6 protein-coding genes are annotated in these 14,126 nt (G+C 71.7%); 2 read left to right on the forward strand and 4 right to left on the reverse strand.

Features of this window, described 5'->3' with window-relative positions; genetic code table 11:
• Position 1: 1 nt before the first annotated feature.
• From ABIA38_RS14100 to ABIA38_RS14110, 3 genes are all read right to left on the reverse strand, one after another.
• Positions 2 to 6,640, reverse strand: coding sequence for an SDR family NAD(P)-dependent oxidoreductase (locus ABIA38_RS14100; protein ID WP_424638931.1), 6,639 nt, complete (start codon positions 6,638 to 6,640; stop codon positions 2 to 4).
• Between the two features lie 22 nt (positions 6,641 to 6,662).
• On the reverse strand, positions 6,663 to 8,249 hold the full coding sequence (locus ABIA38_RS14105; RefSeq protein WP_424638932.1) for a PfaD family polyunsaturated fatty acid/polyketide biosynthesis protein: 1,587 nt from the start codon (positions 8,247 to 8,249) through the stop codon (positions 6,663 to 6,665).
• 73 nt (positions 8,250 to 8,322) lie between these two features.
• The gene (locus tag ABIA38_RS14110) at positions 8,323 to 9,417 is read right to left on the reverse strand and encodes an SDR family oxidoreductase (protein ID WP_424638933.1); all 1,095 of its coding nucleotides are present in this window, start codon (positions 9,415 to 9,417) and stop codon (positions 8,323 to 8,325) included.
• A gap of 483 nt (positions 9,418 to 9,900) precedes the next feature.
• Between ABIA38_RS14110 and ABIA38_RS14115 the strand changes: the two genes are divergently transcribed.
• Positions 9,901 to 12,297 carry an MMPL family transporter gene (locus ABIA38_RS14115; RefSeq protein ID WP_424638934.1) on the forward strand — a complete coding sequence of 799 codons (2,397 nt, stop codon included), beginning with the start codon at positions 9,901 to 9,903 and terminating at the stop codon, positions 12,295 to 12,297.
• 465 nt (positions 12,298 to 12,762) lie between these two features.
• Positions 12,763 to 13,593 (forward strand): SDR family NAD(P)-dependent oxidoreductase, encoded by an 831-nt coding sequence (locus ABIA38_RS14120; RefSeq protein WP_424638935.1) that lies wholly within the window; start codon positions 12,763 to 12,765, stop codon positions 13,591 to 13,593.
• 112 nt (positions 13,594 to 13,705) lie between these two features.
• Here ABIA38_RS14120 and ABIA38_RS14125 read toward each other — a convergent pair whose 3' ends face one another.
• On the reverse strand, positions 13,706 to 14,077 hold the full coding sequence (locus ABIA38_RS14125; RefSeq protein WP_424638936.1) for a hypothetical protein: 372 nt from the start codon (positions 14,075 to 14,077) through the stop codon (positions 13,706 to 13,708).
• Between the last annotated feature and the right edge of the window lie 49 nt (positions 14,078 to 14,126).

The following is a 14,126-nucleotide window of genomic DNA, read 5'->3' on the forward strand; positions in this document are numbered from 1 at the left end:
TTCACGCGTCCGTCGAGATCAGCGAGGCGGCCCGGTTCGAGTCGGACAGGTTCGGGCGGTAGACCAGCTCCACGCCGCCGAGCACGGCCAGCACCCGCTCCGCGCCGCCCTGTTCGGTGGTGAGCCAGACATCGCAGATCGCGTTGTCGGAGCCCTGCATGACGCTGCGCACGGTGCACTTCACCGGCGCGTCCACCGCGCCGGTCGACAACACGCGCACCTCACGAATGCCCATCGGCAGTGATTGCAGGCTGGCCGAGGACAGTACCCACAGGACCGCCATCTGGAGCGCGCCGTCCAGCACGGCCGGGTCGGTCTGCCAGGTGTCGTGCGGCCAGTCGAGCCGGCGGACCCCGACGAGGTCGGAGGCCGCCCCGGCGGAGCTCAGCGCGTTGATCGTGTCGATGGCGTGGAAGAACGGGCCGTGGAAGAGCATGGCCCCGTCGTAGACGGCGCTGCCGGGGTGTACCTCGAAGCCCTCGTCGGCGGGTTCCGCGACCGGGGCGGTCATCGCGCCGGCCTCGCCCGAACCCGCGTGGGCCGCGTAGTGCAGGGCGCCGTCGAGGCCCTTGAGCTCCAGGCGCAGCGGGGCGTCCGGGTGGGTGTCGTCCGGGCGTACATGCACCCGGAGTCGGGTCTCCTCCACCCCGAACTTGTCCAGGGCGATGGTGCGCAACACGCGCAGGTCGCGGATCAGCACGGAACCGGTGTCGGGCAGCGCGGCACGCGCCGCGCGGGTGAACCATTCCAGGACCAGCGCCACCGGTACCACGGGGCGTCCCGCGATGCTGTGGTCGGCCAGGTAGGGGTGGGTGTCGGCGCCGACGGAGATGTCCGTGACGCTCGTGTGGTCGCTCACGGCGCCGGCGGCGAGCGAGACGCAGGCGGGCCCGGGCTGCTCGAGTTCGGTCATGAACGCCTTGACTCCGGCGGCCTCTTCGAGGAGCGGCACACCGAGTCGACGGAAGTGCTCGGCGTGCGCGGGGGAGACCATGCCACCGGCCCAGGGGCCCCAGGCGACGGCCTTGACCGTGCATTGCGGGCGGTGGGTCGCCTCGGTCGCGGTGATCTGCTCCATGGCCTGGTTGGCCGCCGCGTAGTCGCACTGCCCGGCGGTGCCCAGGCGCGCGCTGACCGAGGAGAAGGCGCACACCAGGCGCACCGGATCGTCGGCGGTCAGCTCGAGGAGGGTGCGGAATCCGTGCACCTTCGTGTCGTAGACGGCGGTGAACTGGGCCGGGGTCTTGACCGTGATGTTGTTGTCGGCGATGACCCCCGCGGCGTGGATGATGCCGGTGATCGGGCCCCAGTCCCGGCGTACTTCGGCCAGCACCTCCGCGACCCGCTCGCGGTCGGTGGCATCGGCCGTGACATACCGGGTCTCCGCGCCGAGCAGCGCCAACCGGTCCAGCGTGCTGCGGATCTCACGGGAGGCGAGCACTCGGCCGGAGGCGAGAGCGAGTTCGGCCAGCGTCGGGGTCGCACCGGTGTGCTCGTCGCGGCGGCCGGCCAGAATCTGCCGAATGGCGGACTCGTCCGCGGCGCCGCGCAGTTCGTCGTCCTCGTCGACGGGGCGGGTCCGACCCAGGAGCAGGAACTTGGCCCGGTGCGCCTGGGCCAGGGCGAGCAGGCAGGACGCGGTGATGCCGCGCGCGCCACCGGTGACCACGACCACCGGATCCGGGCCGAGGTCGAGCGGTTGTGCCGCCGCGACGGGCTCGGTGCTGCCGCGCAGCAGTGCGCGGGAGCCGTCGGCCGCCAGCGCGACGTCGGTCGCGTCGTCGCCGTGCAGGAGTTCGGTGGCGATGGCCTGCGCGATGTCCTGCGGGGCGCGCGCGGCCCGCTCGATGTCGATCGTCTTGATCGAGGCCTGCGCCCATTCGTTCGCGGCGGTGCGGGCGAGCGCGGCGATACCCGCGCAGCCCTCGCGTCCGCGCACACCGGAGGTGCCGAACGCGCCGCCGGTGTCCTGGACGACGACCAGGACGCCGCCTCGGCGGTCCATCGCCTCGGCGATGGTGTGCATGGTCGTGAAGACCTCACGGGTGGGTGCGTCCGGGTCCTGCGCCGGGTCGATCTCGCGCAGGCCGGCGAGCACGATCACGGCGGTGGAGTCTTCGCCCACGCGGTCCGTGACGGAGGCTTTGATGCCCTCGCGGCGCAGGGTTTCCGCCAGGCATTCGGCGACGCCGGTGCCGTCGTCGGTGATCAGCAGCGGTTGTTCGCGCAGGCCCTTGAGCGGGGCGCCGGCCGCCGCCGCGACGGGTACCAGGGTGGTGCCGGTGCGCAGGACGGCGAACTGCGGTGCTTCGTGCTTGGCCTGCGCGGGGATCTGCTCCTGCGCCCGGGTGACCGGCGCGGCGACGGGGGCCGGCGGTTGCGGGGCGGCGCCCTGGGGGGTGCGCAGCGAGGTGATCTTCTCCGCGATCGCGGCGATCGTCCGCAGTCGGGCCAGGTCGGCCGGGTCGACCTCGGCCTCGCCCGGGAAGTGGTCGCGCAGCCGGGTCAGGATCTGTACCCGCTTGATCGAGTCGACGCCGAGGTCCACCTCGAGGTCCATGTCCGGGGTGAGCATCTCCACCGGGTAGCCGGTCAGTTCGGCCACGATCGCCAACGCCACATCCGCACCGCTCTCCTCGACCGCAGCGGGAGCCAGAGCAGCGGCGGGAGCCTGGGTCTGGACCTGGGGTTGGGCCTGGGTCGGGCTCTGCGGGCCGGCGCCGTCGAGGGTGCGCAGCGAGGTGATCTTCTCCGCGATCGCGGCGATGGTACGCAACTGGGCCAGTTCGGCCGGATCGACGTCGGCGTCACCCGGGAAGTGGTCGCGCAGCCGGGTCAGGATCTGTACCCGCTTGATCGAGTCGACGCCGAGGTCCACCTCGAGGTCCATGTCCGGGGTGAGCATCTCGACCGGGTAGCCGGTCAGTTCGGCCACGATCGCCAACGCCACATCCGCGCCGCTGTCCTGGGCCGGCGCGGGAACCGCGGCCGGCGCGGCGGCCGGGGTCGGGGCGGGAGCCGGTGCCGGTGCCGGTGCCGGTGCCGGGATCTGCGGGAGTGCCGGCGGTGCCTGGACGGGGCTTTGCTGCGCCGCAGGCCGCGTGGGGGCCGGGGCGGCCGGTGCCGCGGGCACGGGCGGCCGGGCCTGGGTGGCCGGGGTCGGCTGCTGGTGGGTGAGCGTGGGCGGTGCGGGGCTGATCTCCCGGACGGGCGGCCCGCTCTCCAGCGCTCGCGGGCTCGGTGCGATCGGAGCGGACACCTCGACGGGGGTGGGCGCGGCGGCGGTTCGGGGCTCGGACCCGGGCCGCCAGGCCATCAGCGCGTCGAGCGAGGTCTTGGCCAGGTCGAGGTAGGAGGCGTGGCTGGCCGACGTGGTGCTCTGGTAGGCGTTGTGCGCGTCGCCCGCCTGTCGTTGCACCTCGAGGAAGGCGTGCAGCCAGGCGCCGGACGCGGTCTCCGGGGTCCAGGTGGACCCGGACGAGGTGACGTCGTGCGCGGCCGGCTCCGCGGCCGGCGTGTCGTGGGTCCGCACCGGGCCGGCGGGGGTCGCCGGTACGGGTGCGGGCACGGGCGCCGAAACGGGTGCGGCGACGGGCGCCGGTACGGGGGCGGCAACGGGTGCCACCGCCATGGCCGGCGCCGCCGCGGGCGGCGCGGCCTGGACCCGGGCGGGTGGGGCGGCCTGGGTGACGGGGAGCGGTGCCGGCGGTGCGACCGGGCGCGCGGCGGCGACCGGCGGCGCCGGCGCCGGGGCCGGGGCGGCCGGGCGCGACCCGATGCCCGGTTCGGGTGCGGCCGGTGCGGCTGGGGTGCTCTCCCGGTGGCCCACTTCGGCGTTGGGACCGGAGATGGGGATGGTCATACCCGTCCTTGTCAGCGATGGCGAAGGAGTGCTGGAGGTGAACGAGGCCCACAACGGGGCGAAGTCCAGGGGGCGGCCGGCGACGGCCAGCGCGCCCAGGACGCGGTGCAGCGCGGCGAGTCCGGATGCCTTGGTGTGGTCCGCGCTCAGCGCGACGTGCGGCCGGTCTCCGAGGATCCTGCCGACCAGGCCGGTGAGTACCGTTCCGGGTCCGGCCTCGACGAACGTGCGGACGCCGTCGTCGTGCATGGCCCGGATCATGTCGGCGAACCGTACGGAGGAGGTGACGTGGTCGTGCAGCACGGTGCGGATCGCGGGCGCCTTGCCCGGATACGGCTTGGCGTCGGCGTTGCCGTAGACCGGCACACGCGGCGCCGCGAACTCGTACTTCTCCAGGGTGGGCCGCCATCCGGCGGTCGCGGACTGCAGCAGCGGGCTGTGGAAGGCGCAGGAGACGGCGAGCCGTTGGGTCGGCAGTCGTTGCTCCTGCGCTCGCTTCTCCACCTTGGCGATCGCGGATTCCGCGCCCGAGACGACGTGCTGCGTCGGGGAGTTGTAGTTCGCGACCCAGGCCCGGCGGATGCCGCGGACCAGGTCGTCGACCTCCTTGGCGGAGGCGGTGACCGAGAGCATCGCGCCGGACACCTTGCTCGCGTCGCGCAGCAGTTCGCCGCGGGCGCGGGCCAGGGCCATCAGGGTCTCGTCGTCGTAGACGCCGGCCGCGTGCAGTGCGGAGAGTTCGCCGAAGCTGTGGCCCGCCACGCAGTCGGGCTCGAAGCCGACCGCACCGAGGATCTCGCCGATCATCAACGCGTGGGCGGCGAGCGCCGGTTGCGCGCGTTCGGTGACCTTGAGCCGCTCGGCCTGCGCGTGTCGGCCGGCCTCGTCCGGAACCGGCGCCGGGAAGACGGAGCGGTACAGGGGGTGTCCGTCGATCTCGAAGCCCGCCAGCCGGTCCCAGGCGGCGAGTGCGCGCGGCTGGTGCAGCACGACGTCCGTCCCCATGCCGGGGTACTGGCTGCCCTGTCCCGGGAACAGCAGCGCGATCTTGTCGGTCGGGACGGGACCGGATGCGTAGCGGGCGCCGGCGGGCGTGTGGAACGCGGTGTGCGGTTCGGCCGAGATCCGCTGTCGTAGGTCGGACGCCTGGGCCCGGAGGTCGTCCGCGTCGCCGACGACCAGGCACAGCCGGTGCGCCGCCGCGGCGTCGAAGCCGAGTTGGGTGCGGCGCGCCAGGTCGGCCGGCGGCGCGGAGTCGGCGGTCAGCGCGTCCAGTGCCGCGACCAGCGCGGGGCCGGAATCGGCGCTCAGCAGGATCAGTTCGCTCGGCGCGCTGCGGGTGTGCGCCTCGGCCGGCGGGGCGGATTCGGCGGTCCGGTGCTCCTCGAGCGCGACGTGGAAGTTGGTTCCGCCGAACCCGAAACTGGAGACCGAGGCCCGACGCGGGTGGTCGGTGCCGCGGATCCAGGGCCGGGTCCGGGTGTTCAGGTAGAGAGGGCCCTTCTCCAGTTCCAGGGCGGGGTCGGTCCGCTCGGCCTTGAGGGTGGGCGGCAGGATCTTGTGGTGCAGGGCGAGAACGGCCTTGGCCAGCCCGACGGCACCGGCGGCGGTGCGGGTGTGGCCGATCTGCGACTTCACCGATCCGAGCGCGCAGCGCGCGAGATCGGCCGGGTCGCCCGAGCCGAACACCTCTTTGAGGGCCGTCACTTCCGCGGTGTCGCCGGCCTTGGTGCCGGTGCCGTGCGCCTCGATCAGCTCCACCGTCGCGGGGCTGTAGCCCGCGCTGGCGTAGGCCCGGTGCAGCGCGCGGACCTGACCGGCGACGGCGGGGGCGTAGATGGAGGATCCGCGCCCGTCGGAGGAGGTGCCGACGCCGCGGATGACCGCGTAGATGCGGTCGCCGTCGCGCTCGGCGTCCTCGAGCCGCTTGAGCATGATCATCGCCACGGCCTCGCCCAGGAGGGTGCCGTCGGCGTCGGCGGAGAAGGGCCGGCACTCGCCCGACGGGGACAGCGCCGGGGTCTTGCTGAAGCAGGTGAACCCGAACGCGTCGCACAGCGGGTCCACGCCACCGGTGATCATCATGTCGGCGCGGCCGAGCGTGAGTTCGTCGATCGCGGCGCTCATCGCGGACAGCGAGCTGGCGCACGCCGCGTCGGTGGTGTAGTTGCTGCCGTGCAGGTCGAAGTGGCGCGCGACGCGTCCGGCGATGACGTTGGTGAGCATCCCGGGGAAGGAGCTTTCCTTCCACGCGGGATACGAGTCCGCGATGGCGTCGCACAGCTCGTCGGCCTTGGGCTCCGCCAGGCCGCGGGCGAGCATGACCTTGCGCCAGGTCGGCCGCTGGGACCGGAACGACATGCGAAAAGCCAGCTCGGTGGGGCTGGCGCCGAGGATGATGCCGGTGCGTTCTCGCATCGTCTCGGAGGGGCCGTCGTCGCCGCAGGCGTCCCGCAGCACACGTTCGGCCGCGACCATGCTGAGCAGTTGCGCCGTGTCGGTGGCGTCGATGGTGGACGGTGGGGTGCCGAAGGCCAGCGGGTCGAAGGCCACCGGCGCCATGAACGCCCCACGCTTGCAGTACGTCTTGTCGGTGGCGGTGGGGTCGCTCGAGTAGTGATCGCTCACGAGCCAGTGGGTGTCCGGCACGTCCTGGATGAGGTCGCGGGCGTGGACCAGGTCGCGCCAGAACCCGGCGACGTCCGAGGAACCGGGCAGCAGGGTACTCAGACCGACGACGGCGATGGGCGGTTGGGGGGGACGGGAACTCTCGGTCACGGGACTCCTTGCGACGGACGATTCAGAGCAGTTCGTGGGAGGGGAAGGTGAACGCCTGGGCCGGCAGGTCGACACCGTGGCTGCGCAGTTGTTGGGCGCGGGTCAGGACCGTCGCGCCCTCCATGAGGTTGCGGGCGATCTGCACCACGGACAGGTGCGCGGGATCGGCGAGGAAACCGTCCTTGCGCCAGTCGTTGAACGCGCCCACCGCCGGGCCGCACCAGATCTGGTAGTCGATGCCGCGGTCGGCGGCCCCGGTGGTGGCCCAGGTGCTGGACATGCCGAGGTACCAACGGAACACCAGCGCCATGCGGTGCTTGGCGTCCACGGCCGCCCGGTCGGCCTGCGCGGGCTCCCTGGTGCGCCAGAACTCCTCGGTCTGCGCCCATACCTGGTCCACCGGTTGGCGGAACATCTCCCGTTCGAGGCGGGCGATCTGGGCCGGGGGGATCTCCTCGAGCGACTCGTGGTCGCGGTAGAGCTGGAAGAGCTTCGAGGCCCGGGCGGCGAACATCGTGCCGCGGCTGAGGACCTGGACCTTCGACCCCATCTCGAACATGTCCGCGGACGGTGCCATCGCCACGTCCATGGTGTCCGCGGCCTGGAGCATCGCCCGGGCCCGGTCGGAGGTGTCGGCCTCCAGGCTGAGCTGGTTGACCGATCCGGTCACCACGTACGCGGCGCCCAGCGCGAACGCGGCGGCGACGGCGTGCGGGGTGCCCAGGCCGCCGGCCGCACCGATCCTGGTGCGCGGCGCGATGCCGTGCCGATGGGCGACCGCGTCGCGCAGCGCCAGGATCTGCGGGAAGGCGGTGGACAACGGCCTGCCGTCGGTGTGCCCGCCGCTGTCGGATTCCACGGTGAGGTCGTCGACCATCGGCACCTGGGCCGCCAGTGCGGCCTCCTCGGCGGTCAGGAGTCCGTCGGCGACCAGCTCCTGCAGCAGCTCGGGCGGTGCCGGTGCGAGGAACTGTTCGGCGACCTCGGGACGCGAGACCTTGGCCATCACCATCCGCGGGCGGACGACCCGGCCGTCGGCGCGCACCTGCAGACCCGCGGCGCAACAGTGCGCGAGGGCGCGGGTGACCCTGCTGAAGGCCGACACCGACACGCACCGCACACCGTGTCGGATCGCGAGCGCGGCCACCTCGTCCTCCCAGGCGGGCGAGTGCGGGTTGTGGATGATGTTCACCCCCCACGCGGCGTGTTCGGGCAGGTCGCGGCGCAACTCCTCGATCGCTCGGCGTACCGCGTCGATCGGCAGCCCGGCCGCCCCGAAGATGCCGAGCAGTTCGGCGCGCGCCATCGCCTTGACCATGGCGACGCCCGCGATTCCCTGCGCCATCTCACCGGCCACGTAGGGGAATCGCACACCGTGGTCGATGGTGAACGACCGATCGCCGAGCCATTCGGGATACAACGGAGAGAGCGTGCCGACGACTTCGCAGCCGTCGACGGGCGCGTCACCCAGGACGGCGCCGGTCACCGAGTCGGACAGGCGCCGAACGATCGTGGCCGAGCTCCGGGGTTGGCGAAGCACGGCCAGGAGGGCGTCGGCGGTGGGATCCGACATGTCACGACGGGGTGATGCCTGAAGTCCGATGGTCATGAACGGTTTCTCCTGTGGCCTTTCGGAAATGTGGTCGGGCTGCGCCGACCGTCAGGGAATCCGGTGTCGACCGTCAACGCACCTCCTGTGTGCCGGCCAGGAGATAGGCCATGTCGACGGTCGTCCGGGAACAGGGCCCGCCCAGGAAGCGACGCGCATTGTGGTCGTCGAAGACCCGGGTATGCCGAAAATAGGCGCCGAACCCGGGGTAGCTGTGAAAACGCTGCTCGACCGGGGAGAGCTTTTTGGGCAGTTCGGGTCCGAGGACGAGGCGAACGGGTGCGAATTTCTCGAAGAGTTCGACGAGCGTCGGGGCGGACACGTCGTCCGGGTGCACGATGTGGTAGGTCTGCCCGGCCGCGGATCGGTGTTCCGCGGCGATGCTCACGATGGCCCGCGCGGCCTCCTCGACGGGAAGGCAGTTCAACCGCGCGTCGGGCTGTCCCTTCAAGTGGACGACCGGCCGCAGACCCCGGGGAATGGAGAGTCGGGAAACACCCCTTTCGATCGCCCCCGCGCGCAGCAGGGAGCTGATGATCTGCAGGGGATGGGTCGGGAGCCCGGCGATCGGGGCCCGGTCCGTCAGCAGAATACTGGGCCGCATGATCAGCATCGGCATTCCGGTTTCCCGGGTCCACCGGTGCACGAGGGATTCGGCGTCGTACTTGGACCGCTCGTATTCGTTCTCGAAGCCGTACGTGTCGATCAGATCGGCCTCGGTGACGGTGCCGTCGCGCCGCGCGCCGGCCACGAACGCGGTGCTGACATAGCAGAACGGCGCGCCGTGCGGACTCCTGGAGGCGATGTCGAGGAAATTCTGCGTCCCCGTCACGTTCACGGGTCTGATCGCCTGGGCGCCGGTATTGAGGTCGATGACTCCGGCACTGTGCAGGAACATGTCGGTGCGCCGGACGAGCTTTTCCACCTGGTCGTCCGCGAGGCCGAACAGCGGGCGCTCGATATCGATGGCCACCTCGTCGGCGCACCGGTGGAATTTCTGAATGAAATCCGGTGTCTCGCCGAGTCGACCGAGGGCCAGGGCGATTCGATCGACCGCACTGATTCGGCCGCCGCGCGAGAGCAGCGAGACCGAGCAATTCTGATTCACGAGTTCACGAACGAGTCGCAGGCCCAGAAAACCGGTGCCGCCAGTCAAGGTAACCTGCACGCTTTGATTCCTCTTCTCGGGGAAACCGATGGCCGGTATTGCTCGCTGATCCTATCCATGGGCGGGCGGTGCAAAAGTCCAGCGCCACGGACCGGGAAGTCAGATTCACTCGTCTGGCCTAGTTTCGGGCAGGCCGGCCGACCGGCAGTAATTGATCATGGTTAAGACCGGAAAACCGGTCATATATTCACCTGATCGGGCGTCGGGCCGGGCCGGTGGGTCAGATTCTTACACATATGATTTTTCGCATCGAGGCGATCGGATCCGATAATCACGAGTCGTGGTCGGAACGCGCGGTACTCTCGCTTGCGGCACGCAAAAGACCGCCGAATATCCGTGGACCCGGCGGCGCATCGGCAACCGGATTCGCCCTCGCCGGCCGCCGCCCCGACCCGATGGCCGCTCGCCGCGCCCGCGCCCGGCCCCGCCGCCCGGGCGTCCTCGCCCGCCCGCTCAGACAACGTCGTCCTGGGAGGACACGCAATGCTCGACACCATCCCGGTCCCACCTCCCGAGCACGAGACGCGGGCTGCGGCCGGTGGCCCGCTCGGCCGCCTCGCCGGGCGCTGCGTCCGGCACCGCCGCCTGCTCCTGGCCGGCGCGCTGATCGTCCTGGTGCTGGCCGGCACGGTGTTCGCCGGCGCCAGGGACCGGTGGTCCAACGGCGGGTTCACCGCGACGGGAACCCGGGCCGCCGAGGCCGAACGGGTGGCCGCCGGATACGGGGCGAAGGCCGCGGACCTGGTGTTCTACGTCCGCTCCGACAAGTCGGTGGACGATGTCGAGGTCGCGGAGACGGGCCGCCGGCTCACCGCACTGGTCGCCGGACGACCGGGCGTGCACCGGGCGCAGTCCTACTGGACCACCGGCTCCCCCCTGTTGCGTTCCCGGGACGGGAAGGGCGCGCTGATCCCCGTCGACCTGGCCGGCGACGAACGCAAAACCGCGGCCACCGCACGCGCCCTGGTCCCCGCCGTGCGCAAGGCCGCCGCAGGTCTGCGCGTCGATGCCACCGGGCCCTCATGGCTGGTCGCGCAGGCCACCGACGAGTCCGAACGCGACCTCGAACGTGGGGAGTTGCTGGCCGCGCCGCTCACCATGATCATCCTGTTGCTCGCCTTCGGGTCGCTGACCGCGGCGGCGATCCCGCTCGCCGTCGGCGCGGTCTCCGTGGCGGGCGCCCTGGCCCTCCTGGCCACCCTGACCTACACCATGCCGATCACCGTGTTCGCGACCAACATCTGTGCGGCACTGGGCTTCGCGCTCTCCGTCGACTACGCCCTGTTCATCGTGACCCGATATCGCGAAGAACTCTCCCGGGGCGTCGAATCACACCAAGCCATCGCCAACAGCATGGCCACGGCCGGCCGCGCCGTGCTGTTCTCCGCGGCCACGGTGGCCCTGTGCCTGTCCGCGCTGTTCGTCTTCCCGCTGGAACTGCTGCGTTCGTTGGCGTGGGCATCCATCCTCGTGGTGAGCATCTCGGCGCTGACGTCCCTGCTCGTACTGCCCGCACTGCTGGCCGTACTGGGACCACGCCTGGACCGACTGGACCCGTTCCGCCGCTTCCGCCGCGGGACCGTGCGCGTGGGCGGCGGCAGTCCGCTCTGGCGGCGCATCGCCACGCTCGCCACCGCTCGTGCGGTCCTGTGCGGGGGCACCGCCGTCGCCCTCCTGCTGGTCCTGGCCCTGCCCTTCCTGCACGCTCGGTTCACCACCGTCGACGAGAAGATCCTGCCGACGCACTCCGAACCGCACCACACCGCCAAGCTGTTGCGCACCGACTTCGCCGACCCGCCCGAGCGGGTCATCCCGGTGATCCTGCCCCGGGCGAACCCGGCGACCGACGCACCGGCGATCGACGCGTACGCCCGACGGTTGTCCGCGTTGCCGCACGTCGCGCACGTGATCGCGGACACCGGCGACTATCGCGCGGGAGCTCCGGTCGAGCCGGCGCCGGCGCCGCCGGCGGACGAACTCCTCCCCGACGGCACGACGCGCGTCGTCGCCCGCCCGGTCGGGCCGGCGGCCCCGGCGCGCCCCGGCGGCGCGGGCAGCGTGCTGCACGTGGTCGGCACGGCCGACGGCCAGGCACCGGAAACGGTCGCGCTCGTACACCGGTTGCGGACGCTGCCCGCCCCCCGACCCCACGTGGTCGCGGGCACGGCGGCGATGTTGACCGACACCAAGCACGCCCTGGGCGAGGCACTGCCCTACGGCGCGGGCATCATGCTGGTCGGCACCCTGGTCATGCTCTTCCTGTTCACCCGCAGCGTCCTGGTGCCGGTCAAGGCGGTCGTGATGGGCCTGCTCAGCATGACCGCGAGCCTGGGGGCCCTCGTCTACGTCTTCCAGGACGGTCATCTGCGGTGGCTGGTGGGCGACTTCGCGATCGACGGATCGTTGGAGACGACGATGCCGCTGCTGACCCTGGCCGTCGCCTTCGGGATCTCCGTGGACTACGAGGTCTTCCTCCTCGCCCGGATCAAGGAGGAGTTCGTGCGTACCGGGGACAACACCCGCTCGATCGTCTTCGGGATCGAGCACACCGGTCGCCTGTTCACCGCCGCGGCCCTGATCGTCGCCGCCAGCATGGTCGCGTTGACCATGTCCCACGTCACGATGCTCAAGACGGTCGGGGTCGGCCTCGCCGTCGCGGTCGTCGTGGACGCCACCATCGTACGCGGCGTCCTGGTCCCCGCCCTGATGCAACTCACCGGCCGGGCGAACTGGTGGGCGCCGTCCCTGTCGTTGCCCCGGCGTCGCCCCCGCGCGGCCGACCCGAAGCCGGCCGACGACGGCGGCCCGGAGGAACTCCCGGAACTGGTCGGCCAGACGGCGGACCCCACCGGCGGCGGCGCGGACCGGCCGAGTTCCTGACCCTCGCCGATCGCCGAAACGGCCGCCGACCCGGACCGCAAATCACCCGGCCCACAAGGCCGTTCCGATTCCCACGCCCTAGCGCTGCGCCATTCGCCCGTTCGGGCGATCGGGTACCGGCCGGGTCCCGAATAGGGCATAGAGTCTCCGCGGTCGGCCGGCTTTCGCCGAGAGCACGCCCACCCCCGCCATTTCGGGTGGGACGAATCGAGAATCCGCTGTGGAATCCATCCGCTGCCCGTTCGGCACCGGCTCTCCACGGGGCGCGGGGCACGTACGGGCGAGGTCTCGCGCACCGATCCCGCCCAACCGAGCGCAATGGTCGCGGAATTCGTCCTGGAATCCGACGCCGGCCGCCCCTGCCTCCGCTTCGCGATGACGGCTTTCCGACCGCCCCATCGTCCAATCATGTCGAGAGTTTGGAGTGAGTCCGTGATTCGAGACTACGCAGGACGCGTATGCACGGTGACAGGAGCCGCTTCCGGGATCGGACAGGCACTCGCGTTCGCCCTCGCCGCACAGGGCGCGCAGTTGGCCCTGGCCGACGTCGACGCGCAAGGGCTGGACGCGACCGCGGAACAGGCCCGGCAACTGGGTGCGCAACGGGTGCACGCCGACGTGGTCGACGTCGCACAGCGCACCGTGGTGCAGGACTGGGCGGACACCACGGTGGAGCGCTTCGGCCAGGTCAACCTGGTGATCAACAACGCCGGTGTGGCGTTGACCGCGAGCGTCGACGAGATGGAGTGGGCCGACTTCGAGTGGATCATGGGCGTCAACTTCTGGGGCGTGGCGCACGGCACCAAATCCTTCCTCCCACACCTGCGCGGCGCCGACCCGGCCCGCGGCGCCCACGTGGTCAACGTCTCCTCGTCGTTCGGGCTGTTCGGCATGCCCCAGCACAGCGCCTACTCCGCGACGAAGTACGCCGTCCGGGGGTTCTCCGACTCCCTGCGCAACGAACTACGCCGCGAAGGCAGCGAGATCGGGGTGACCACGGCATACCCCGGCGGGATCAAGACCGCGATCGTGCGCAACTCGCGCACCTCGGAGGCAACCGACCGGGTCGAGGTCGAGGCGGTGCACGACACGCTGTCCAAGACCTCCCCGGAGAACGCGGCGCGGGTCATCCTGCGCGGCGTCCGCAAGGGTCACGCCCACGTGTACATCGGCCGCGACGCGAAACTCATGGACTTCGGCACCAGGTTCCTCGGCTCCGCGTGGGAACCGCTCGTGAACGCCTCGATCCAACGCGCGAAGACGAAGGTGGTCCGTCGGGCGGCGGCACCGTCCTGATCGAGTCGCACGAGCCGGCGAAGCAGCGCCGGCACCCGTGGTAACGACTTCGGCCTGCTCGATCCGATCGGATCGAGCAGGCCGAAGTCGTGTCGGGGCGCCGTGGGGACGACTACCGGTGTTCGCCGTGGCCCTCGTGGCCCCCGTGGTCGCCGTGGCTCCCGTGGCCACCTTCCTTGCCGCCACCACCGCCCCCGCCGCCGAACAGACCTCCGCCGCCGCCCCCGCCGCCCTCCTTGCCGCCGCCTCCGCCGCCCCCGAACGGACCCCAACCGCCGCCCCCGCCGCCGCCGTGGTCGTCACCGCCGCCGTGGCCCCAGCCACCCCCGCCACCACCGCCGCCGCCCCCGCCCGACTGCGGGGCCGCGGCCGACGTCGGCTGGTCGGCGCCCGCCGCCTGGGCGAACGCCGGTGCGGCGGACGCCGCGCCCGCCACGAGCACCGCCGCGACGGCGGTGACGGAAGCGCGAGTGATCCTGCGCATGAGATCCCCTTACCTTCGAAAACACCACCTCGGCCGAGGCGGTCGGGAA

Source organism: Embleya sp. AB8, assembly GCF_049739465.1.
Lineage (GTDB): Bacteria > Actinomycetota > Actinomycetes > Streptomycetales > Streptomycetaceae > Embleya.

Excerpts from the sequence above, each read along its gene's own strand:
- ABIA38_RS14105 (WP_424638932.1), bottom strand. The coding sequence starts at position 8,249 with ATGACCATCGGACTTCAGGCATCACCCCGTCGTGACATGTCGGATCCC.
- ABIA38_RS14115 (WP_424638934.1), top strand. The coding sequence starts at position 9,901 with ATGCTCGACACCATCCCGGTCCCACCTCCCGAGCACGAGACGCGGGCT.
- ABIA38_RS14125 (WP_424638936.1), bottom strand. The coding sequence starts at position 14,077 with ATGCGCAGGATCACTCGCGCTTCCGTCACCGCCGTCGCGGCGGTGCTC.